24 protein-coding genes are annotated in these 21,694 nt (G+C 73.6%); 10 read left to right on the top strand and 14 right to left on the bottom strand.

The window, feature by feature from the left end; genetic code table 11:
• Positions 1-57 precede the first annotated feature (57 nt).
• Positions 58-546 carry a DUF4430 domain-containing protein gene (locus tag AC0682_RS23985; protein ID WP_478535035.1) on the bottom strand — a complete coding sequence of 163 codons (489 nt, stop codon included), beginning with the start codon at positions 544-546 and terminating at the stop codon, positions 58-60.
• A 613-nt stretch (positions 547-1,159) separates the two neighbouring features.
• Between AC0682_RS23985 and AC0682_RS23980 the strand changes: the two genes are divergently transcribed.
• Positions 1,160-1,405 (top strand): hypothetical protein, encoded by a 246-nt coding sequence (locus AC0682_RS23980; protein ID WP_478535034.1) that lies wholly within the window; start codon positions 1,160-1,162, stop codon positions 1,403-1,405.
• On the opposite strand, the gene AC0682_RS23975 is transcribed toward AC0682_RS23980, so the two are convergent.
• Complete coding sequence (locus AC0682_RS23975; RefSeq protein ID WP_478535033.1) at positions 1,389-2,507, bottom strand: NADH:flavin oxidoreductase/NADH oxidase; 1,119 nt, start codon at positions 2,505-2,507, stop codon at positions 1,389-1,391. The genes AC0682_RS23980 and AC0682_RS23975 overlap by 17 nt on opposite strands.
• 157 nt (positions 2,508-2,664) lie before the next feature.
• On the opposite strand from AC0682_RS23975, the gene AC0682_RS23970 reads away from it, so the two are divergent.
• Positions 2,665-3,018, top strand: a complete 354-nt coding sequence (locus tag AC0682_RS23970; RefSeq protein WP_478535032.1) for an ArsR/SmtB family transcription factor — start codon at positions 2,665-2,667, stop codon at positions 3,016-3,018.
• Between the two features lie 77 nt (positions 3,019-3,095).
• Here the strand turns inward: AC0682_RS23970 and AC0682_RS23965 are convergent, their stop codons facing one another.
• Positions 3,096-4,136, bottom strand: a complete 1,041-nt coding sequence (locus AC0682_RS23965; protein ID WP_478535031.1) for an NAD(P)-dependent alcohol dehydrogenase — start codon at positions 4,134-4,136, stop codon at positions 3,096-3,098.
• 153 nt (positions 4,137-4,289) lie between these two features.
• Between AC0682_RS23965 and AC0682_RS23960 the strand changes: the two genes are divergently transcribed.
• Positions 4,290-5,255, top strand: a complete 966-nt coding sequence (locus AC0682_RS23960) for an MmyB family transcriptional regulator (protein WP_478535030.1) — start codon at positions 4,290-4,292, stop codon at positions 5,253-5,255.
• Positions 5,256-5,273: 18 nt separating this feature from the next.
• On the opposite strand, the gene AC0682_RS23955 is transcribed toward AC0682_RS23960, so the two are convergent.
• The 3 genes from AC0682_RS23955 to afsA form a co-directional block, all read right to left on the bottom strand.
• On the bottom strand, positions 5,274-5,960 hold the full coding sequence (locus tag AC0682_RS23955) for a ScbR family autoregulator-binding transcription factor (RefSeq protein ID WP_478535029.1): 687 nt from the start codon (positions 5,958-5,960) through the stop codon (positions 5,274-5,276).
• Positions 5,961-6,136: 176 nt separating this feature from the next.
• Complete coding sequence (locus tag AC0682_RS23950; protein ID WP_478535028.1) at positions 6,137-6,997, bottom strand: NAD(P)H-binding protein; 861 nt, start codon at positions 6,995-6,997, stop codon at positions 6,137-6,139.
• Between the two features lie 58 nt (positions 6,998-7,055).
• Entirely contained in the window at positions 7,056-7,925 is an 870-nt protein-coding gene (gene afsA / locus AC0682_RS23945; protein WP_478535048.1) for a 2-oxo-3-(phosphooxy)propyl 3-oxoalkanoate synthase, read from the bottom strand.
• Between the two features lie 234 nt (positions 7,926-8,159).
• Between afsA and AC0682_RS23940 the strand changes: the two genes are divergently transcribed.
• Positions 8,160-8,798: a ScbR family autoregulator-binding transcription factor gene (locus AC0682_RS23940; RefSeq protein WP_478535027.1), complete on the top strand. Its 639-nt coding sequence runs from the start codon at positions 8,160-8,162 to the stop codon at positions 8,796-8,798.
• A 30-nt stretch (positions 8,799-8,828) separates the two neighbouring features.
• On the opposite strand, the gene AC0682_RS23935 is transcribed toward AC0682_RS23940, so the two are convergent.
• On the bottom strand, positions 8,829-9,440 hold the full coding sequence (locus AC0682_RS23935; RefSeq protein WP_478535026.1) for a LysE/ArgO family amino acid transporter: 612 nt from the start codon (positions 9,438-9,440) through the stop codon (positions 8,829-8,831).
• 66 nt (positions 9,441-9,506) lie between these two features.
• Here AC0682_RS23935 and AC0682_RS23930 point away from each other — a divergent pair, with 66 nt between their 5' ends.
• The 4 genes from AC0682_RS23930 (at position 9,507) to AC0682_RS23915 (ending at position 13,526) form a co-directional block, all read left to right on the top strand.
• On the top strand, positions 9,507-10,472 hold the full coding sequence (locus AC0682_RS23930) for a LysR family transcriptional regulator ArgP (protein ID WP_478535025.1): 966 nt from the start codon (positions 9,507-9,509) through the stop codon (positions 10,470-10,472).
• Between the two features lie 116 nt (positions 10,473-10,588).
• On the top strand, positions 10,589-11,263 hold the full coding sequence (locus AC0682_RS23925; protein WP_478535024.1) for a response regulator: 675 nt from the start codon (positions 10,589-10,591) through the stop codon (positions 11,261-11,263).
• Entirely contained in the window at positions 11,263-12,597 is a 1,335-nt protein-coding gene (locus tag AC0682_RS23920; protein WP_478535023.1) for a sensor histidine kinase, read from the top strand. Before AC0682_RS23925 ends, AC0682_RS23920 begins: the two co-directional genes overlap by 1 nt.
• 74 nt (positions 12,598-12,671) lie before the next feature.
• Positions 12,672-13,526 carry an endo alpha-1,4 polygalactosaminidase gene (locus AC0682_RS23915; RefSeq protein WP_478535022.1) on the top strand — a complete coding sequence of 285 codons (855 nt, stop codon included), beginning with the start codon at positions 12,672-12,674 and terminating at the stop codon, positions 13,524-13,526.
• 15 nt (positions 13,527-13,541) lie between these two features.
• Here AC0682_RS23915 and AC0682_RS23910 read toward each other — a convergent pair whose 3' ends face one another.
• The 6 genes from AC0682_RS23910 to AC0682_RS23885 all read right to left on the bottom strand — a co-directional run bounded on the left by AC0682_RS23910 (position 13,542) and on the right by AC0682_RS23885 (position 17,812).
• Positions 13,542-14,345 (bottom strand): VOC family protein, encoded by an 804-nt coding sequence (locus AC0682_RS23910; RefSeq protein WP_478535021.1) that lies wholly within the window; start codon positions 14,343-14,345, stop codon positions 13,542-13,544.
• Positions 14,346-14,541: 196 nt separating this feature from the next.
• Positions 14,542-15,204 carry a lysophospholipid acyltransferase family protein gene (locus tag AC0682_RS23905; RefSeq protein WP_478535020.1) on the bottom strand — a complete coding sequence of 221 codons (663 nt, stop codon included), beginning with the start codon at positions 15,202-15,204 and terminating at the stop codon, positions 14,542-14,544.
• A 607-nt stretch (positions 15,205-15,811) separates the two neighbouring features.
• Positions 15,812-15,970 (bottom strand): hypothetical protein, encoded by a 159-nt coding sequence (locus tag AC0682_RS23900; protein WP_478535019.1) that lies wholly within the window; start codon positions 15,968-15,970, stop codon positions 15,812-15,814.
• 174 nt (positions 15,971-16,144) lie between these two features.
• Entirely contained in the window at positions 16,145-16,693 is a 549-nt protein-coding gene (locus AC0682_RS23895) for a DUF6630 family protein (RefSeq protein ID WP_478535018.1), read from the bottom strand.
• Positions 16,694-16,850: 157 nt separating this feature from the next.
• A complete protein-coding gene (locus tag AC0682_RS23890) occupies positions 16,851-17,111 on the bottom strand; it encodes a hypothetical protein (RefSeq protein WP_478535017.1) in 261 nt (86 codons plus the stop codon).
• A complete protein-coding gene (locus AC0682_RS23885; RefSeq protein WP_478535016.1) occupies positions 17,108-17,812 on the bottom strand; it encodes an alpha/beta fold hydrolase in 705 nt (234 codons plus the stop codon). Before AC0682_RS23885 ends, AC0682_RS23890 begins: the two co-directional genes overlap by 4 nt.
• Before the next feature lie 221 nt (positions 17,813-18,033).
• On the opposite strand from AC0682_RS23885, the gene AC0682_RS23880 reads away from it, so the two are divergent.
• Positions 18,034-20,067 carry an ATP-binding protein gene (locus AC0682_RS23880; RefSeq protein ID WP_478535015.1) on the top strand — a complete coding sequence of 678 codons (2,034 nt, stop codon included), beginning with the start codon at positions 18,034-18,036 and terminating at the stop codon, positions 20,065-20,067.
• A gap of 250 nt (positions 20,068-20,317) precedes the next feature.
• Here the strand turns inward: AC0682_RS23880 and AC0682_RS23875 are convergent, their stop codons facing one another.
• A complete protein-coding gene (locus AC0682_RS23875) occupies positions 20,318-21,139 on the bottom strand; it encodes a PepSY domain-containing protein (protein ID WP_478535014.1) in 822 nt (273 codons plus the stop codon).
• Between the two features lie 191 nt (positions 21,140-21,330).
• On the opposite strand from AC0682_RS23875, the gene AC0682_RS23870 reads away from it, so the two are divergent.
• The gene (locus AC0682_RS23870) at positions 21,331-21,579 is read left to right on the top strand and encodes a DUF6296 family protein (RefSeq protein ID WP_478535013.1); all 249 of its coding nucleotides are present in this window, start codon (positions 21,331-21,333) and stop codon (positions 21,577-21,579) included.
• Positions 21,580-21,694 lie beyond the last annotated feature (115 nt).

The following is a 21,694-nucleotide window of genomic DNA, read 5'->3' as shown; positions in this document are numbered from 1 at the left end:
CGAGGAGGGTCGCGGCGCGGAGGTGGGCCAGGTGCCGGGGCGGGCGCCCGCCGGGTGCTAGAACGCGGTCCAGGTGAAGGCGACCCTGTCCCCGGCGTTCAGCTTGAACTGGCAGCCGCCCACCGGGATCGACGTGCCGTTGACGGCGATGTTCCAGTAGGCGACGCCACCGCCGCTGACGTTCTTTATGGTGTCGACCGAGTAGTCGTCGAACGACGCGTACCAGGTGCCGTCCCAGGTGAAGTGTCTCTTCTCGGCGGCGTCGTCCAGGGCCGCGGTGGGTGTGGGAACGGCGCTCGGGTTCGCGCCGCCGTTGGTGCCGTCGCAGCGGTGGGTGCCGCCGGTGACGGTGGTGACGTCATGCCCCTTGGTCTTGATCCTTCCCTTGAAGAGGAGCCCGTCCGGCCCCTTCACGGTGAGCGTCACCTTCACGGGGGCGTTCGTGGAGGCTGGGGCCTGCGGCTGGGCCGCGGCGGGGGCGGAGGTGAGAGCGAGGCCGAGGGCGGCCGTGACGACGAGGGTGCGGCGGGCGGATGCCAGGTGCACGAGCGTGCCTTCCGGTACGGGGCGGCCTGCCGCGCCGCACCGGAGACGGCCGTCCGCGGCGCGTCCGGTCCCGCGCATCGCACGGCGTACGCGCAGCAGACCTGCCACCGCGGCTTCGCGCTGCAGACCATGGCAGGGGGAAGCGGTACGCGTCACGCGCCGGGCTGTCCGACTCGCGGCCCGAGCGGCCGCACACGGTTGCAGGTCAGCGCCGGATTCCCACCGGCTTCCCCCAGTCGCGCACGCATTCAGTTGTCGCTCCGGATCACCGAAGTCCTCGCATGATACGACCAGTTGACCGCATGTGGCCGGGGAATACCCCAATCCGCCGCAGCCGCGCGGAAGGCCGTGCCGGGGCCAACGGGTTCGCCGGTGGCCGGTGGTGCCGGTGTGGGGCGGTGTGCAGGTCGGTCCCGGGCTTCGGTGTCCGGTCGTACAGCACGAACCGGGGGCCGCGCCGCCCCTCCAGGACGCCGAAGACGGGGCTCAGCACGCGGTACGGGCCTTCTACCGCGGGCCGCCTGGGCGCCGTCGCCTCCTCGATCACGGTGACGAGCCGGGGCGCGACGGGTTCCGGGCAGGCGAGGAGGAGCCCGTTTCGGAGCCGGAGTACGTGGGCGGCATCGGCTCGGCGGCCCCGGCGGCCCGCCTCGGTCATGGACGCGGAGGTGTGGACGCGGCGGCCGCACTCCTCGACTGCGGCGGCGAGGATCTGTTCCTCGCGGCGGGCGGGGAGCGGTCGGCGCCCGCCTCGACGGCGGCCCGGGCGCCCCGGCGGACGACGATCGACCGCTCCTGCCCGGTGGGGTCGCATCCACCGCTGCCCGGCCGCCCGCCCGGTGTCAGGACTTGGCGGTGAGGCGGCGGGCCACCGCGTAGCCGTACGGGTCGGGCCAGCGCGGCTCGGCGCCGAGGGCGGTGGCGGCGTGGTGGGCCCAGTGCGGGTCGCGAAGCAGCTGGCGGCCGAGCATGACGGCATCGGCTTGGCCGGAGGCGACGATCTCCTCGGCCTGGGCGGGCTCCAGGATCAGGCCCACGGCGGAGGTGGGGGTGCCGGTGGCCTGCCGGACCTGTTCGGCGAAGGGCACCTGGTAGCCGGGGCGGGCGGTGATCCGGGCGTCGGGTACCAGGCCGCCGGAGGAGACGTCCAGGAGGTCGACGCCGTGGGCGGTCAGCTCCTTGGAGAGGCGGACGGTGTCGTCGCCGGTCCAGCCCTCGCGAGGGTCCTCGGGGTCCTCGGTCAGCCAGTCGGTGGCGGAGGTGCGGAAGAGGACGGGGAGGTCGTCGGGCCAGATGGCGCGGACGGCGTCGACCACCTGGAGCGGGAAGCGCACCCGGTTCTCCCAGCTGCCGCCGTAGGTGTCGGTGCGGTGGTTGGCTGCCGGGGAGAGGAAGGAGTTGATCAGGTAGCCGTGGGCGCCGTGGATCTCGACGACCCGGAATCCGGCGGCGAGGGCGCGCTCGGCCGCCGCGGCGAAGTCCCGTACCAGCTGCTGGATCTCGTCCACGGTCAGCTCGTGCGGGACGGGCAGGCCGTCGAAGGCGACGGGGCTGGGGGCGACGGCACCCCAGCCGCCCGCGCTCCCGGGGACCGGGCCGTCACCGATCCAGGGCCGTTGGGTGGAGGCCTTGCGGCCGGCGTGGGCGATCTGGATGCCGGGGACCGTTCCGTGGGAGGCGATCGCGGCGGCGATACGGGCGAAGGCCTCCTGCTGGCGGTCGTTCCACAGGCCCAGGTCCCAGGGGGTGATCCGGCCGTCCGGGCGTACGCCGGTGGCCTCGGCCATGACGAGCCCGGCGCCTCCGGCGGCACGGGCGGCCAGGTGGGTGAGGTGGAAGTCGGTCGGCGCCCCGGTCTCGGGCCCCTGGGCTGCCGCGGAGTACATGCACATCGGGGACATCCACACGCGGTTGGGAATCTCCAGGGACCGCAGAGTCAGGGGCGTGAACAGGGCACTCACCGGAATGTCTCCTCGGGGTCGGGCGCAGGACCGGGCACCCTGCCGGCCGGAAGGGGCAGCGGCGCCATGCCCCGTACGAAATCCTCGTAGTACGGTAGTTGTCAAACTACGATGATTGTCGTACTTTCAGGGGCTCGTCGGACTTTGAGGAGGCTCCATGTCCCCCACCGAACCCGCGGCCACGTCCGGGCGCCCGCTCGCCCATCCGTCCGTGGAGGAGATCGGCCTCGAAGGTGTCCTGCGGGCGCTGGCCGATCCCGTCCGGCTGCGGATCGTGCGGGGACTGGCGGACGGGCACCCGGACATGGCCTGCGTCGCGTTCGATCTCCCGGTGAGCAAGTCGACCACCACGCACCACTTCAAGGTGCTGCGTGAGGCGGGCGTCATCCACCAGCACTACGAGGGGACCTCACGCCTGAGCAGGCTGCGCGAGGCCGACCTGGAGACACGTTTCCCCGGACTGCTGGCAGCCGTCCTGGAAGGGGTACGGCGGACCGCCCCCGGCCCCTGAGCATGCGGGTGCGCCCCGGGCCCTCTCGGCGAGTTCCAGGGACCCGGGGCACACCCGCGGACGGCTTGTCGGACCGCTCAGATCGTCGCCGTGTCGATCACGAAGCGGTAGCGGACGTCACTGGCGAGGACCCGTTCGTACGCCTCGTTGACCCGGCCCGCCTCGATGACCTCGATCTCGGCGCCGAGACCGTGCACGGCGCAGAAGTCCAGCATCTCCTGGGTCTCGGCGATCCCGCCGATCGCGGAGCCCGCTATCGACTTGTTGCCGCCGATCAGCGAGAAGAGGTTGAGCGAGATCGGCTCCTCGGGCGCGCCCACGTTGACCAGGGTGCCGTCGGTCCTCAGCAGGGCGAGGTAGGCGCCGAAGTCCAGCGGGGCGGAGACCGTGGAGAGGATGATGTCGAAGGTTCCGGCCAGCTCCTCGAAGGTCTTCGGGTCGCTGGTCGCGTAGTAGTGGTCGGCGCCCAGCTTGAGCCCGTCGTCCTTCTTGCGCAGGGACTGGGAGAGGACCGTGACCTCGGCGCCCAGGGTGTGCGCGATCTTGACGGCCATGTGACCGAGACCGCCGAGACCGATGACCGCGACCTTCTTGCCGGGGCCGGCGCCCCAGCGGCGGAGCGGGGAGTACGTGGTGATGCCCGCGCAGAGCAGCGGCGCGGCCTCGTCCAGGGCGATGCCCTCGGGGATGGAGACGACGAAACCCTCGCGGACGACGATGTGCGTCGAGTAGCCCCCGTACGTCGGCTCGCCGCTGCGGTCGAGGGCGTTGTACGTCTGGGTGCTCCCCTCGGCACAGTGCTGTTCGCGGCCCGTCCGGCAGGCGTCGCACTGTCCGCAGGAATCGACCATGCAGCCGACGCCGACGCGGTCGCCGGCCTTGAAGCGGGTGACGCCGGGGCCGGTCTCGGTGACGATTCCGGCGATCTCGTGGCCGGGCACCATCGGGAAGACGCCCTCGCCCCAGCCGTCCCGGGCCTGGTGGATGTCCGAGTGGCAGATGCCCGCGAACTTGATCTCGATGAGGACGTCGAGCTCACCCACCGGGCGGCGCTCGATCGTGGTGCGCTCCAGCGGGGCCTTGGCACGGGGAGCGGCGTAGGCGGCAACGGTGGTCATGCCGGAGGTTCTCCTCTGGGTGATGCGGTAGGAACGTCATCCAGCATTACGGGACCGGCAGCGTTTACCCAGGTCACAGCCTTGCCTACGTCCGCTGGTCCTACTACTGGCAGGGACAGGCTCCTGTGCGTACGACCAGGAATAATGGAGGCCATGGACGATCAGCCCGGCACCCCCGCCCCCGAGCCGCTCGACCGGCGTGCCGAACTCAGCGAGTTCCTGCGCACCCGGCGGGCCCGGCTCCGGCCGCAGGACGTGGGGCTGCCGGAGTTCGGGCGGGCCCGCCGGGTGCCGGGGCTGCGGCGGGAGGAGCTGGCGCAGCTGGCCGGGGTCTCCGTGGCGTACTACACCCGGCTGGAACAGGGCAACGGGCGCAACGTGTCGGCCGAGGTGCTCGACGCGATCGCCCGGGCGCTGCGGCTCAGCGACGCCGAGCACGCGCATCTGACCCATCTGGCCAGGCCCGGGCAGCACAAGAAGAAGCGCGGCCCGGCCCGGGTGCAGCGGGTGCGGAACGGGCTGCTCCATCTCCTGGAGAGCCTGGAGGGCGTTCCCGCGTACGTCAGCGGGGCGCGCTCCGACATCCTGGCCTGGAACCCGATGGCGGCGGCGGTGTTCGGCGACTGGGGCACGCTGCCGCCGGAGGAGCGCAACTGGGCGCGGCTCGTGTTCCTCTCCCCCGCCTACCGGGACCTGTTCGTGGAGTGGGACACCAAGGCCTCGGACATGGTCAGCTATCTGCGGCTGTACGCGGGGTGCCATCCGGACGACCCGCAGCTTTCCGCGCTGGTGGGTGAGCTCTCCGTCAAGAACGACGACTTCCGGCGGCTGTGGGCCACGCACAACGTCAAGGAGAAGGGGCACGGCACCAAGCTGCTGCGGCATCCGCTCGTCGGGGACATGGCCCTGTCCTACGAGACCCTGCATCTGCCGGACGACCAGGAGCAGTATCTGGTCACCTACCACGCGGAACCGGGCTCGGAGTCGGCCCAGGCGCTGCGCCTGCTGGCCAGTTGGGGTGCGGACGCTGGGCGGGCGGACGCGCATCGGGCCGGTCGCCCGGTCGGCGGTCCGGACCGGGCCGGTCTCGGCGGCGGGGCGGGCCGGGGCCCGGTCTGAGCCTCCGCCGCCGGAGGGTCAGGCGGGGGCGGCGGCCCCCATCTCGGACGTCCGGTGGCCGTCCGGTCCCGTGGCGACGGCATCCGTCGCCGCGGCGGTGCCCGACGGGTCCAGGAGGGGCAGGGTCTCCGGGGTGGCGAGGCGGGGCAGCAGCAGCCGCCAGAAGCCCGTGGGCGTGGGGGCGGAGAGCCACTGGGGGTCGTACCGTCCGAGCACCTCGAACCCGGTGGTCGCGGCCACCGTCGCGGCGGTGGCGTCCGTACGGGAGACGTCCTCGGCGAGGGTGCCGGCGGCAGCCGCGTCGTCGAGCAACTCACCTACACAGCGCTCCCATTGGGCGGGCAGGCCCGGTTCATCGCCGCTCACCCCGTCGCAGCTGAGCCGGAATCCCGCCCGGGTCACCGGGTCCCGGGCGAGGAGGTCCACCAGGGCGTGGGAGGTGTCGACGAGGGCCTGCAGGGCGGTGCCCGTCCTGCGGCGGATGGAGCTGGACACCTCCAGCAGGCCGTGCGAGGCCTCCGCCACCACGGCCTGGGCGACCGCGGCCTTGTTCTCGAAGTGGAAGTGCAGCGCGCCCGTGCTGACCCCGGCACCGGAACTGATCAGCGCCAGGCGCGCCTGCGCGTACCCGTGCTGCTCGAACACGATCGCGGCGGAGCGGATCAGGGCCTGGCGGGTACGCGCGGCGCGCACCTGCTTGGTCACCGGAGCCTCCGCCGGGGCGAGGAGCGGATGGGAAGGGGGTCTCGGCCAGGGGCCGCGGAGACCGGGCACTCTCCGCCGGAGCGGGCAAGCAGCGTCATGAGAATATCAAACCAACTTACCGGTTTGATTTCCAGGGGAACGTGTGCACGGTCGACCACCGCGCGGGGGCGCTGCCTCTAGGTTCCCTGGTCGATCGCGGTGAAGGACTCCGCGTGATCCGCCGCCCAGGTACGGAATGTCCTGGCGGGTCGGCCCGTCAGCTCCTCGACGGTGGGGACCACGGCCGCTTTGGCTCCGGCGCGCTGGCGCTCGGCGCTCTCCAGGAACGCCTCGGCCACGGGGCGCGGATATCTCGCGAGCAGCGCCTCGCGCGCCCGGTCCAGGGGCAGTTCCTCGAAGCGCAGCGGTCGGCCCAGCACCTCGGAGAGACGTGCCGTCTGCTCGCGCGCGGTGATGGGCTCCGGACCCGACACCGCGTACGCCCGGCCCTCGTGCCCCGTGCCGGTGAGGGCGGCGACCGCCACGGCCGCGACGTCCCGCGGGTCGACGCACGCCACCGGTGAGTCGCCGTACAGGGCCCGCACCACACCGTCGGACACGATGCCCTTCGCCCAGGAGAGCGTGTTGGACATGAAGGTCCTGGGGCGGACGAACGTCCAGGGGACCCCGGACTCCCGCACCGCCTGTTCGTTGCCCCGCTGGAGGCGGGTGATGAAGTCGTCCGCGCCGGGCTCCTCGACCGCCATCATCGACAGCTTCACCAGGCGGCGTACGCCCGCCGCCCCAGCGGCCGTCGCGACCCTCCGGTCGTCGGGCTCCGTCGGGCTGTTGGTCACCAGGAAGACCGCGTCGATCCCCCGCAGAGCCCGGTCGAGCGCCTCGCGGTCCGCGTACTCCCCCGCCACGACCTCCACGTCCGGGCCGTGCACCGTCACGCGCTCCGGACGCCTCGCCAGGATCCGCACCGGGCCTTCGGCCGCCAGCAGCCGCGCGACCTCGCCGCCGACCACCCCGGTCGCCCCTGTCACCAGAATCACGCCCACGTACTCCCCTGTACCGTCACCGGACCTCCGCCGGACCGCCCGGACCCGTGCTTCAGATCGTGCCGGACGGGCCCGTCAGCACCGAATCGAAGACCGGCTCGCCCTCCTGACGGCCCGTCACCCGGACCGCTACCTCGCCCGGTGCGGCGCCCGCCAGGACGTCCGCGGCGATCGTGCACGGGGTGCCGAACTCCGCGTACCGGTGAAAGTGCGTACGTCCCTCGGCGGGGACGAACCCGCCGTCCCCGGCGACCAGGCACGCCGCCTGGCGGGCCGCCTCCAGCAACAGCATGCCCGGCACGTGGTCGTTGGGGCGCTGGAAGAGCGTCGGGTGGCGGGTGTCCACCCGCAGGTCCCAGACCCCTTCGCGCACACCCTTCGAGAGCACAACGTCCTCGACCCGCTCACGGCCCGCCCGGGCGGCGTCGACCGGTGCCGTGCACGGTATCGCCACGCCCGGCTCCGCCGATCCGCCGCGCATCCGCCGGTAGACCCGCGGGCTGGTGAACCTGGTCGCGCCCATCCCCGTCGCGGCCAGCTGCCCGGCGCGGCGCACCACCCAGTCGACCCGGCCCTGCACCGGCAGCCCGCCGCGCCACTTCAGCTCGGAGCAGGTCACCTCCACGTCGATCACGGTGGGCAGGCCGCCCACGACCAGGTGCTCGGCGTGGGTCGCGTAGTCCAGATCCGCCATCAGGAAGTGGTGACCGACGGGGACTCCGTACCCGGCGTGGAAGGCCAGCATCGCGGCCTGCCGCATCGCCTCCGTCACCAGCAGCGGGTCATGGCGGTCCGCCCCGACCGGGGCGAAGAAGGGGTGGTCGTGCGGAAGCACCGCCTCCACGAGGAACCGGTCCGGCCCCAACCGCACCCAGCTGCGCGGGAACGCGTCCTCCGCCCTGCTCCTGTGGACCAGTTCCATGGCCACCGGATGCACCACTCGGGCCTCCGAACCCACGGCTGACGCCGTTACAGGATCGGTCAACACTGCTGCTTCGGGCATAACTCCCCCCAGGGGTTATGTGATGGGCAAGCCGTTCCTGCGGTGCACACGCGCTGATAAGATACAGACTAAGCGGTTTTTTTTCTATCCCCGCACCCCCCGAAAACCGCCCGTCCGGCCCACGACCGGCACAGCCCCACGAAGGAGACAGGGATGGCCAAGCAGGACCGGGCGATCCGCACCCGCCAGGCAATCCTGATGGCAGCAGCAGAGACTTTCGAGAGACACGGATACCAGGCCGCCACGATCACGGAAATACTCAGGATCGCCGGCGTGACGAAAGGCGCGCTCTATTTCCATTTCCCGTCCAAGGAAGAACTGGCGCTCGGGGTGCTGGAGGCCCAGGAGCCCCCGCCGCCCGCTCCTGACCAGCCCCTGAAACTCCAGGAGCTGGTGGACATGGGGATGATGTTCAGCCATCGCCTCCACACCAGTCTCCTCACCCGCGCCGGCGTCCGGCTCTCCATGGACCAGCAGGCCCAGGGGCTGGACCGGACCGGCCCGTTCCTCCGCTGGCAGCAGACCACCCACGATCTCCTGGCCCACGCCAAACAGAACGGCGAACTCCTGCCGCACGTCAACCCCACGGAGACCGCCGACCTCTATGTCGCGGCCTTCACCGGCATCCAGGCGGTCTCCCAGACCCTCACCAACTACCGCGATCTGGAACAGCGCTACCTCGCACTCCAGCGGCACATACTCCCCAGTATCGCCACCCCCTCCATCCTCACCGCACTCGACCTCAGCCCCCAGCGCACCACCGACCTCGCCCGGCTCGCGCCCGCATACTGACGCCCGCGCGACCGCCCGGAGAGCAGGCAGTCAGGCGGTCAGGGCCAGTCGGACGCCGAGGCCGATCATCATCGCGGCGACCAGCCCGTCCAGCACACGCCACGACGACGGGCGGGCCAGCACCCCGCTCAGCAGCCGGGCACCGAAGCCGAGGGCGGTGAACCAGCACACGCTGGCGAGAATCGCACCCAGCCCGAAGGTCCAGCGCAGCGGGCCGCGATCGGCGGCTACGGAGCCCAGCAGAAACACGGTGTCCAGGTAGACGTGCGGGTTGAGCCAGGTCATCGCGAGGCAGGCGAGCACGGCCCCCCGCGTCGCCCCGGAGGGCGCGCCCTGCGGCAGGAGGGCGGACGGACGGAAGGCCCGGCGTGCGGCCAAGAGGCCGTAACCGATCAGGAACACCGCACCCAGCAGGGAGACCACGGCCAGGGCGGAGGGCCAGGCGACGACGACGACCCCGACCCCGGCGACGCCGAGGGTGATGAGGACCGCGTCGGACAGCGCGCAGATGGCGACCACGGCGGGAACGGCCTCCCGGCGGACTCCCTGGCGCAGGACCAGGGCGTTCTGGGCGCCGATGGCGACGATGAGGGAGAGGCCGGTGCCGAACCCGGCGGCCGCGGTGGTCAGAGCGTTCGTCATGGACCAGACGCTAGGCAGCCCCGACACGCGTGTACAGCTAATGATTCTTACGTATCATTAGCTGCCGTGATGTCGGAACTCCCGCTCGATCAGGTGCGGACCCTCCTGGCCGTCGTCGACGAAGGCACCTTCGACGCCGCCGCGAACGCCCTCCATGTGACGCCGTCGGCGGTCAGCCAGCGGGTGAAGGCCCTGGAGCGGCGCACCGGCCGGGTGCTGCTGATGCGGACGAAGCCGGTGCGGCCCACCGAGTCCGGCGAGATCGTGGTGCGCTTCGCCCGCCAGCTGGCCCGGCTGGAGCAGGACGCGCAGGCGGCCCTCGGGATGTCCGGCCCGGGCGAGCCGACCCGGCTGACGATCGCGGTCAACTCCGACTCGCTGGCCACCTGGTTCCTGCCCGCCCTCGGCCGGGTGCCGGAGGAGCTGGGCATCTGCTACGAGCTGCGCCGGGAGGACCAGGACCACACGGCCGCGCTGCTCCGCGAGGGGCTGGTGATGGCGGCGGTCACCTCGTCCCCGGAGGCGGTGAGCGGGTGTTCGGTGCGGAGTCTGGGCAGGATGCGCTATCTGCCGGTGGCGACGGCGGCCTTCGCGCAGCGGTGGCTGGGGTGGGGGACGGCGGCCCCGTTGCGCGAGCTGATCGTGGACGCGCCGGTGGTGGACTTCGACCGGCGCGACGACATCCAGGGCTCCTTCACCCGTGCCCTCGGCTGCGGGCGCCGGGTCGGCGGGCGGCGCCATTTCGTCCCCACCTCGGAGGGGTTCGTGGACGCCGTGGCGGCGGGGATGGGCTGGGGGATGCTGCCCGACGTCCACGCCCGCCCGCTGCTGGACTCGGGCCGACTGGTGCTCCTCGCCCCGAACCGGCACATCGACGTCCCTCTCTACTGGCAGCAGTGGAAGCTGGACTCCCCGGCCCTGGCGGCCGTGGCCGAGGCCGTGGCGGCGCAGGCCGCGGAGGCGCTCGGCGGGGACGGTGGTCGGGCGGGCGACGGCCGACCCTGGCCAGGGGGCGGGGCCGGCGGGGGCTGACCGGGAACGCGGGCGGGGCGGGCCACGCCTTAGGATGGCGGGTCTTCCCCAGGTCAGGTCCCCGGTGCCGGTACGGCAGCGTCCGGGACCGGCCCCGAGCTGCCGGAGGCGTCTCCTTGCGTGTGCTGCTGGTGGACGACGACGACGATCTGCGGGCGGTGATCGCCACCGGGCTGCACGAGGCGGGGTTCGCCGTGGACGGTGCGGACGACTGGCCGGAGGCGGACGTGATGCTCCATGCCACCGCCTACGACTGTGTGGTCCTGGACCGGATGCTGCCCTCCGGCGACTCCCTCGCGCGGCTGGAGAGCAGGCGCCGGGCGGGCTGGCCGGTACCCGTGCTCTGCCTCACCGCCTTGGACGCCCTGGACGAGCGGCTGCACGGGCTGGAGAGCGGGGCGGACGACTACCTCGCCAAGCCCTTCGCGATGCGTGAGCTCGTCCTGCGCGTACGCAGTCTGGCCCGGCGGGCGTCCGAGCGGCTGCCCTCCTTCCTGAGCTGCGCGGATGTGGTGATGGACCTGGCGCGGCACGAGGTGCGGCGCGGCGGGGTGCTGCTCTCGTTGAGCCCGAAGGAGTACGCAGTGCTCCAGCAGCTCCTGGTCCACCGGGACAGCGTCGTCACGCGTACGGCGCTGCTGGAGCACTGCTGGGACGAGATGGCCGACCCGGTCTCCAATGTGGTGGACGCCGTCATCGCCGGAGTGCGGCGCAAGCTCGGCGCCCCGGGGCTCGTGCGCACCGTGCGCGGCCGGGGGTTCCTGCTGGGCGCGGGCCCGGAGCCCGGTTGATGGCGGGCTCCGCTCAGCGGCACCGCGCCCCGGCCCGGGACCGGCTGCGCCGGCTCCAACTGCGCCTGACCGCGGCGTACACGCTGATCACCCTCGCCGGGCTGAGCTGCCTGGCCTGGCTGGTGATCCGTACCGACGACCGGTCGCGGGAGGCCGCCGGGTACGACGAGATGCGCCGCCGGGCCTCCGTCGCGGCCTCGCTGGTCTACTACGAGGACGACCGCATCCGGCTCGACGGTCTGACCGACGACGAGGCGACCGCGGGCACGCCCCAGATCCTGGTGCTGGAAGAACGCCGCGGAGGCCGCCCCGCTGTGGTGTTCCGGGGCGGTGTCCAGCAGTTCGACGTACCGGCCACGACGCTCGCCCGGGCGGCGCGTGCGGCGATGCGCGGGGAGGAGGCCGTGCGGCAGGAGGCCCAGGACCGTACCGGCGGCCCCGTCCGGCTGCTGGCCCTCCCCTTCTGGCACGACGACACCGACGAGGTGGCGGGCGCGGCCGTCGCGGTCGGGGACCCGGCGTACGGGTCGGCCGAGCACCGCAGCCTGGCCCTCTCGCTGGTCGTCGGGGGCGCGGCGCTCACCACCCTGGCCGCACTCACCGGCCATGTGCTCTCCGGGCGGAGCATGCGGCCCGCCTGGCAGGCGCTGGAGCAGCAGGAGCGGCTGCTCGCCGACGCGGCGCACGAGCTGCGGACGCCGGTGGCGGTGATGCGCGGTTCGGTGGAACTGGCCGAGCGCGGCTCCGGCGGGGCCGATACGTATCTGCCGGGGATCCGCCGGGCGGCCGACCGGATGGGCCATGTGGTGGAGAACCTGCTGACCCGGGGCCGGTTGGAGGCCGCCGTGGAAGCGGTACGGGCCGAGCCGCTGCGCCTGGACCAGCTCGTGGAGGAAGTCTGCGCCGAACTGCCAAAGGGCGGGCACCGGCTGGAGCTGCGGGCGGCGGAGTCGGTGGTCGAGGCCGACGCGGCGCTGGTACGGGTGGCCGTACGCAACCTGCTCGACAACGGCGTTCGGCATGGTCGTCGGGCCGGGGCGATCGGCCGGGCGGAACTTCTGGTGACCGTCGACGGGCCGGAGGTGTCGGTGGCCGACCGGGGGCCGGGGGTGGAGCCGGGGCGGCTGCCGGAGCTGATCGAGCGCTTCCGCTCGCCGGGTGGCGGTACGGGCATCGGGCTCTCGCTGGTGCACCGGGTGGCCCTCGCCCACCGGGGCGCTCTGACCGTCCGTGCCCGGCCCGGTGGCGGTGCCGTGTTCGTGCTGCGGCTCGCCCCGACCCGGTCGCGGCGGCGGGCGGGCACGGGGCGGGCGAACAGGCCTGCAGGCGGCTGACGCTCACGATTCGCTCATGATCGGCCGTGCATGATGCCGGGGCAGGTACGCGCAGAGCACGCCCGGGAGGCCCCATGTCCAAGCACGCCGACACTCCCCTCCGCCGCCTCAGGCCGACCCTCACGGCCCTGGCCCTGGCGGGCGGGGTCGCCGTGGCGGTCGGCGCGGGGGTCCTGCTCTCCAGTACGTTCGCGGCGACGCCCGCCCCCGAGGTCGTCCTCCCGGCGGCCGACGCCACCTTCGACTACCAGCTCGGCGGCGCCTACACCCCGCACGCCGAGGTCGAGGCGCTCTCGCGGGACCGTGGCGCCCAGCCCGTACGCGGGCTCTACAACATCTGTTACGTCAACGCCTTCCAGACCCAGCCGGACGCCCTGGGCTGGTGGCAGAAGCAGCACCCGGACCTGCTGCTGCGCGACGGCGGCGGCGAGCCCGTCGACGACGAGGCTTGGGGCGAGGCTCTGCTCGACACCTCCACGGCCGCCAAGCGCGCCCGGCTGGCGGAGATCGTCGGCGGCTGGATCGACGGCTGTGCGAAGTCCGGGTTCCAGGCGGTGGAGCCGGACAACCTCGATTCGTACGAGCGTTCCGGCCGCCGGCTCACCCGGGCGCACAACGCCGCGTTCGCGCGGCTGCTGGCCGCGCGGGCCCATACGGCGGGGCTGGCGATCGGGCAGAAGAACACCACCGGCCTCCTGAAGCAGCGCGAGGAGATCGGCTTCGACTTCGCGATCACCGAGGAGTGCGGCCGCTACGACGAGTGCGACGACTACGCCGCCGCGTACGGCAACCGGGTCTTCGCCGTCGAGTACACCGCCCGGGACTTCGCCAGGGCCTGTTCCGCCGTGGGCGCGAAGCTCTCCGTGGTCCGCCGGGACCTCGACGTGCGGCCCGCGGGGCAGCGGGGGCACGTCTTCCGGACCTGCTGATCCGACGGGCGCCCGTCACCCGGGCGGTGCGGTCGGCCGGCGGGCGCTGACCGTGAAGAGGGCGCCGTCGGGGCCCTCGATCATCGATTCGGGCCCGCCGTCCGCGGAGACGGTCGTCGGGGAGACCTCGCCGCCCGCCTTCCGCGCCGCCTCGGTGGCCGCCGTCAGGTCGTCGACCTGGAAGCGGACGTGCCATCGGGGGCGCAGCCGGGGGTCGGGCGACGACCCGTCGCCGCCACCGCGCAGAGTGGCCACGGTGTGGCCGCCGTGGCGGACGACGACGGTGTCCTGCTGGTAGGCGTACCCGACCTCGCAGCCGTCGGGTTCGAGTGGGTCCCAGCCGAACACCTCGGCGTAGAAGATCGCGGCGTCGAAGGCGTGACTCGTGCGCAGTTCGAGGGCGGCGGGTGCGCTGCCCCGGCCGATCGACCAGGGCGGGGTCCGCCCCTCCCAGAACCCGAACCCGGCCCCCTCCCGGTCCGCCGCCACGGCTCCCCTGCCGGGGCCGAGCCGGAGGGGCCCGACGGCGATGGTGCCGCCGCGCTCCCGTACGCGGGCGGCGGTGGCGTCCACGTCGGCGACGGCGAAGTACGGGGTCCAGGTGGTGGCGGTGGGCAGTCCGGGCCCGACCCGGCCGATCCCGGCGACGGGCAGGCCGTCGGCGTGGGCGACGGAGAATCCCTCTCCCAGGGTGCCGGAGCGGTAGGTCCAGCCGAGGACGGCCGCGTAGAAGTCCTCGGCGGCGTGCAGGTCGCGGGTCATGAGGCTGACCCAGCAGGGAACGCCGTGCGCAGGAGTGGTTCGCTCTGCCGCCGTCATCGCCGATCCGTCTCCTCGCCGGAACACCATGCCCTACACATACCTACGCTGCCGGGGTCGGCGGCGCCACCCGGGCGCGTACCCCCGGGCGTGGCTCCTGAACGCGGCTCCCGGCCGGGCGCTTCCGGTGGGGGCTGCTGGGCCGGCGTTCTCGGCCCCAGCGGCTTTCACCGCCCCCAGACCGCGGTCGCGGGCTTCACCGGACGGACGCCGCCGGTTCGCCCAGGTGCCGGGCAGCCGTGCGCCAGGCGGTGCTGACGGCTTCGCGGGCGGTGGCGGTCGCGGCCTCGACGCCCGGGGGCAGGTGGACCGGCAGGCCCAGGTGGACGTGGAGCCGGGGGCGGCGGGCGGGGGCGGTGAGGAGCCCGGCGAGCTGCTTGGCCGTGGAGCCGGAGGTCACCCGGCGGGCGCCGACCTGGCCGAGGGGGACGACGGGCGCGCCCGCCGTGTGGGCCAGCCGGGCGAGGCCGCTGCGGAAGCTCTCCGGGGGCGCCTCGGCGGCGTCCTTGCGCAGCGGAATCCGCCCCTCGCCGTAGATCAGGACGTGCCGGCCCGCTCCGAGCGCGGCGGCGGCCGTGTCAAGGGCTTCGGCCGCCCGGTGGGTGCCCCGGTGTACGGGGACGTGGCCGCCGCGCTCCAGGAGCCGGCCGAGCACCGGGATGCGCCAGAGGCCGGCGGCGGCCAGGACGACGGGTTCGACGTCGAGGTGCCGCAGCGCCGCGAGGACGACGCCGGGGTCGGCGAGGGAGGTGTGGTTGGCGACGATGATGGAGCCGGGCTCCGGGGCGCTGCCGTGGTCGGAGGTGACGGTGAGGCGGCCGAGGCACGGGATGACGGCGGCTGCGACGTTGCTGAGCACGGTTCTCCTGGGATCCGGTCGTGAGGTGACCTGTCGGGGGTCAGCGCCCGGTCGGTCGCCTGGTTGGTCGCCTTCATCGTCGCGGCAGCCGGGAAGCCGGACCTGAGTCCGGATACTCAGCGGGGTCGTGACGTTCCCCGTCGAACGGCTGGTGGCCGATCTCCGCACTCGGCTGGGACCGGCAGTTGCCGGTGGTGCGCGGCCTGCCGTCCGCTCCCTCCCGTCCTCGGAGCTGCGGGCAGCCAGTGCGGTGGCGACGGTGGTGGTGCGGGTGGGAGGGAGCACGGAAACTCCTCGTCCGGCCCCCAGGGCAGCGCGGCGGCGAGACGGCGAGGGACGAGCCGGGCCGGTCCTTCGGGGTGTGACGCTGTGGGAGCGCTCTCCGCGGACGCGCGGGCCGCTCACCGGGGCGGAGGTGAAGTCCCGGGGCCGCCCTCGGGCTCGACCGCCGGGTGGCCGCGGTGACGCCGGTGCCTCGTCGGGCACTCGGCCGGACCGCGGCCCCACCCACTCACGTCGGCGACGGTCGCTCAGGAAGCCGTCGCCCGGGATACGCAGGAACGCGGCAACAGCTGCACGATGCCCATGGTCGGCGATGGGCCCGGGCCTAGCGGTCGGCGGCCGGCCCCGCGCCGCCGAAGTCGACCGCGCGGTCCGCGTCGCGCAGCACCTCCTCGGCCACGCGCCGCACCTCGGCGGGCACGTCTCCCTGCTCCTCCACAAGGCCGTCGTAGATCGGCGCTTCGATGCTGTCTGCGGAACTCATGATCATTTTCCCCGTCGGGTCTGGGTGCGAAAAGCCCCGCCGGTCGGCGGAGCGGGGGCGAGTGTACGTGGTGGGCGGCGGACCCCGCGATTCCCGGTCCGGTGGCCGAGACGGCCCCGGACCTGCCGGAACGGCCACCGGGCCGTGTCCCGGCGGTGGCCGGCGGTGTCCCTCTCAGCCTCCGCCGTGGTCCGTACCGAGGTGCTGTACGGGGAATCCGACGGGGGCGGCCGGTGCGGTCAGCTCCTCGGTGCGGGCCGCCCGCAGCCCCACCACCGGGTAGCGGTCGGACTCGGTGGCGAGCACGGCCGGCGCCGCGCCGACCTCCCGGTAGCGGCGGCCCCAGGCGTGCGGGAAGGCGTGCGTCGGCAGGGCCGGCTCCTGCTCCTCGAAGAGCGGCCACGGGTCCATGGAGGGCCGCGATCCCAGCCCCTGCCACGGGGCCCGGATCTCGTGGGCATCCTCCTTCCGGTCTGACTCGGCCAGCAGCCCGTGGGCGGCGGGCGCGCCGATGAGAGCGATCCGGGCGAGGCCGTCCACCGGCTCGTCGATGCCACGCGCGTCGAGTCGGTCCTCGAAGGCGCTCACGCAGTCGCGGGGAGGGTCATGGGTGTGCGGAACCTCCTCGGTGACCGAGGGGTGCGCCCGGGCGAGCAGAGCGGCGGCCAAGGCGGGTGCGTGGCGGACGTCACCGGGGGCGCGGGGCTCGTGGGGTGCGGACACAGTGGTGCGTTCCCTCCTTCTGCGTCCGGCGCGCGTGCCTCGGACTGCGGGCCGGGGTGGGCGGTCCGGTGCCGGCGGTGCTGAGGCGCTACGGGGCGTGCTGCGGCTCTGTGGGCTTGCGGGGTGCTGCGGAAGGGGGCCGGGGCTTGCCCCGGCCCTACGGGCGTCTCCGTCCCGCCGCGGGCAAGGGGCGGTGGCCCTCGGTCCACTCGTTCACCCAGCCGCAGCCCGAGCAGGCGTAGCGGCCGTCGAGCCCCGCGATCTGGGTGCCGCACCGGGCACATCCGATGTACGTGATCTCCGGGTGCTCCATCCCCGGCTCGGCGCGGGCAGCCGCGGGCTCGGGGCCGGGCTGCCATGGCTCGGCCCGGGGGCGGTGTCCGGGCGTCGGGGCGTCGGGCACCGCCCCCATCGTCATCGCCCCTCTCCCGCGGCGTCCAGAAGGACGCGGGCCAGCTCCCGAGGCCGGGAGAGCATCGGCCAGTGGCCCGTCTCCATCGTGACCAGCTCCCATCGCTCGCCCTTGAGCAGCTCGGCCACCTCACGGCTCGGCTCGTCCCCGTCGAGCAGGCATTTCACGTACGTCGTCGGAAGCTCGGCCATCGGGACCGGCAGGACGGCCGGCTCGGTCAGGGTGGCGCCCGGGTGCGGGCTCGCCCCTGCCACCAGCCGGGCGGTCTCCTCGTCCGTGAGCCCCTGGCCGGCGCAGTCCGCCGCCGACAGCGGGGGCCAGAAGCCGCCGTTCGCCGCGATCGCCGCCTCGACCTGCGCCCGGCCGTCCGGCCAGCTCGACACGAACGACCCGCCGTCGGCGGGAACGCTCGCGTCGACGAAGACCACGCGGGCGAGCCGGTCGCCGATCCGTCCCGCCGCCTGCCCGACCGGAATGCCCGAGTAGCTGTGTCCGACCAGCACGACGTCCCGCAGATCGAGGCGCTCGACGTGGTCTGCGATGTCGTCGACATGGGTCTGCTGACCGGCCTTCACGCCCTGCCGGTCGGCGAGGCCCGACAGGGTCAGCGGGTGGACCCCGTGCCCGGCCGCGCGGAGGTCGGGGAGCACGTCGCTCCACGCCCATGAGCCGAGCCAGGCGCCTGCCACAAGTACGAAGTTCGTCATGACGGCAATGTAACGCAGGGGTCTGACAGCGCCCCCGGGCCTCCTGGAGTCGTCGGCGGGAGCCCACCGGCGCCCGCGCGGATCCCCCCTTCCGCCCGCGCGGATCCCCCCTTCCGAGTGTGTCAACTTCCGACCGGACAGCGGCCATTGTCAGCCGTTTCTGACTGTTTTTCGCTATGGACGGAGGCCGCGGGACCGGGCGAGGCAGGATGGCCTGCGTGATGGGCAACCTCCCTGTCGTGACGACCAGCTTCGTCGGTCGCGACCGCGAACTGGACAGCATCGACCGGGCACTTCAGGATCACCGGCTGGTCACCCTCAGCGGGAGCGGCGGGGTCGGCAAGAGCCGCCTCGCCCTCCAGACCGCCGGGCGGGCGCGGCACAGGTACACGGACGGCGTGTGGTGGGCCGATCTCTCCCATCTGGACGACGACCAGTTGCTCACCACGACGGTCTGCGACGGTGTGGGGCTGCTGGACCACAGCGCCCGCCGCCCGGTCGCCGCGCTCTGTGAATGGCTCTCCGACCGGCGACTGCTCCTCGTCCTCGACTGCTGCGAGCGGGTCGTCGACTCCTGCCGGCAGCTCGTCACCGAACTCCTCGCCGCCGCACCGGGGCTGACCGTCCTGGCCACCAGCCGCCGGCCCCTCGGAGCGGAGGGCGAGCACGCCGTGGAGGTGCATCCGCTCTCCGCGGGCGAGGAGGGCGACGAGGCCGTCCGGCTCTTCCTCGACCGGGCCGCCGCCGTCGTCCCGGGGTCGGCGCTCGACTCCCCCGGCGACGCGGCCGCCGTGGCCGAGATCTGCCGCCGGCTCGAAGGGATACCCCTCGCCGTCGAACTGGCCTGCGCCCAGCTCCGCGAGAGCAGCGCCCAGGAGATCACCGGACGGCTGGCCTCCCGGCTGGACGCGCTGAGCGACGACACCCTCTGGCCGCGCCGCCATCGTGCCCTGCGCACCACGATCGGCTGGAGCCACGAGCTGTGCACTCCGCTGGAGCGGCTGCTGTGGGCGCGGCTCTCTGTCTTCCGGGGCGTCATCATGACGGCCGACGCCGAGGCGGTCTGCGCGGGCGGCCCCCTCGATGCCGAGGTGATCGCCCCCGCGCTGGAGAGCCTCGCCCAGCAGTCCGTGCTCCGGCGGACCGGCGACGGCTACCGGATGCTCGACACGCTGCGCGAGTACGGGGCGATGTGGCTGGCCGAGCTGGCGGAGGACACGCTCTTCACGGACCGGCACGCCCGGCACTTCGCGCAGACGGCCGTGCGGGCGCACGCGGGCTGGCTGGGTCCCCGGCAGGTGGAGTGGTACGGCAGGGTCGCCGCCGCCCACGCGGATCTCTGCGCGGCCCTGGAGCACCTGCTGGCCGAGGACCCGGAGCGGGCGATGGAGATGGCCGGGTGCGCCGGTCTGTTCTGGAGCTGCTGCGGCCATCTGCACCAGGCCCGGACCTATCTGGAGCGGGTGCTCGCCCTTCCCCTCTCGGCCGGTCCGCACCGCACCCGCGCGCTCTGGGCCCTCGGCATCACGCTGACCCTCCAGGGGGACCACGAGGCGGCCCGCCGGGTCGGCAAGGAGTGCGAGGAGGCGGCCCGGCTCGGCGGGGACGCGGAGGGGGCCCTCTCGGCGGCCCACTCCATGAGCTTCACCTATCTGATGATGGGCCGGCCGCAGACCGCGCACCTGGTCAGCGACCACGCCCTGCGCCGCCACCCCGGGGATCCGGCCGACGCCCCCTCCCAGATGCGCTGCCGGGTGATACGCCTCTTCGCCCTCTCCGCGCTCGGCCGGCTGGACGAGGCGTACGAGGAGGCAACCCGGCTCCAGCGGCTGAGCCTGCGCTTCGGAGAGCACTGGGCACGGGCCTACGCCGATCACCAACTCGCCCTCATCCACCTGCTCCAGGGCCGCCCCCGCCAGGCCGAGAGCCGCGCCCGGGCGATGCTGGCGAGCAAGCACCGGCTCCACGACAGCCTGGGCATCGCCCTCGGCCTCGATCTGCTGGCCGGTGCCATCGCCGCCCAGGGGGACGGGGTCGCGGCGGCCCGCACCTCCGGCACGGGACACACGTACTGGCGGATCGTCGGCCACCCCCACCGCGGCACCCCCGAGCTGGGGGCGATCCGGGAGCAGTGGGAGCTGCGGGCCCGCCAGGCTGCCGGGAACACGGCGTACGAACGGGCCTACCGCCGCGCCTCGGCCGACGGCGCCGAGCGCGGCCTGGCCCACGCCCTGGAGCAGCAGCTCCCCTCCTGAGCCGGTCCCTGGGGGACGGGCAGGGCGCGGGGGGTGGTAATCGGCCGGATGGTCCGCTTCGGGGCAGGCCCCAAGGCCGCCGTTCGGGCTGCGCGCGACCCCGCCCCCAGGGGTACCGGCTGCCTCGGCCGTAGAGGACGTCCCCTGGCGGCTGCTGGAGTGGTGGAAGCCGCACGGAGTACAGGAGAAGGGGTACACCGGGTCTCCGGCATACCCCTCTTGCACGTGTCGGCGACCCGTCCGGGGACTGTCAGTCGTTGTCGGTCTCCTCGCGGACGATGGTGTCGTCCTTGGCGTCCACGTCGAACGTGGTCCTCGTCCAGTCGGAGCCGACCACGTCGACCGACCAGATCACCCCGTTTCCGTCGTTGTCGTCCAGGCGGACGGAGGTGACGGTCCCCTTCTTCTTCTCCGTGGCGACCTTGGCGGCCTGCTCGGGCGGCTGTGTGACCTGGGAGAGCCGCTGCGCCGTCTGCTGCTTGTCCTGGTCGTCCTGGTCCTCGTCGAGGCGGGCCTCGATCACCTTGCCGTCGACCGCGTTGATCCGCACGGTGTGGACCGTGCCGTCCTTCTCGGCCACCTCCGCGACCCAGACGGGGCCCTCGGCCCCCGGGCTCGCGGTCGGTGAACCGGTCGCGGTCGGGCTGCCGGTCGGGCTCGCCGCGCCCGTGGGAGTCGGACTGCCGGTGGGGCTGCCGGTCCCGGTCGGGCTGGGGCTCTCGTCCCGGTCGTCGTCGTCGACGCCTTCGAGGTCCAGGTCGACGAGCTTGCCGCCGGCCACTTCACCGACCGCGGTCGTCGCGGCGTCGACGAAGGTGACCTCGGTGGCGTCCAGGACCCTCTTGCGCTCCTGCTGTGCCTCCGTGAGGTCCGCGGTGGGCGACGGGGACGCCGTCGTCTTCTGCGGGAGGACCCTGGCCGCTTCGGTGGCCGTGGACGCCGCACCGTCCGAGCTCTGACCACAGGCCGTCAGCAGCAGAGCGGCGGCCGCCACGCAGGCGGCGGCGCCGGTCACTCTGGGGGTGCGGGAGCGTGGGGAAAGACGATTCTCTCGTCGGGGATCAAGTCTCATGCACCGATGCCTAGCCCTCACCCCTGTCGGTCATGTTGTCCTACCGGGTGGAGTCACCCGATCGACCGGCCGCGCCTCCGCCCGTTGGCGGGCCGCTGGGCCCTCACCTCTGCCCGGGCGGCGCGCGCCCGGGTGGGAAACAATGGGGACGGGGCCGAGTGTTGTCGTCATTGCCCCGCCGGGAGGCCGTCATGCAGCACACGGAGCGCTACGAACTCATCTTCCAGATGTCCGGCGCCGAGGACGACGTGGTCACCGTCCGGCTGACCGACCGGACCGGGGCGGGCGGATCCCCGGTGTACGAGGACGAGAGCGGGATCGTCCGCGCCGAGATCAGCGACCGGGGCGAGGTGAGGATGCTCGCCAGCGGCGGCCACCAGGTCCCTGGCACCCCGCTGCTCGCCCGGCCGCTGAGCGAAGGCGTTCCCGGCAGGCGCTGAGCCGGCGGACACGGCGGAAGGACCCGCGGGGCGCACCGACAGGCCGGTGCGCCCGCCGTCGTGTGCACCGACGTGCGGCCCGCGCTTCCCTTTCCACCTGTCCACGCCCGAGCAT

The sequence above is a fragment of the Streptomyces sp. NPDC043746 genome (assembly GCF_056436485.1).
The sequence above is the reverse complement of the archived record's forward strand: the minus strand, read 5'-3'. Positions and strand labels throughout refer to the sequence as shown.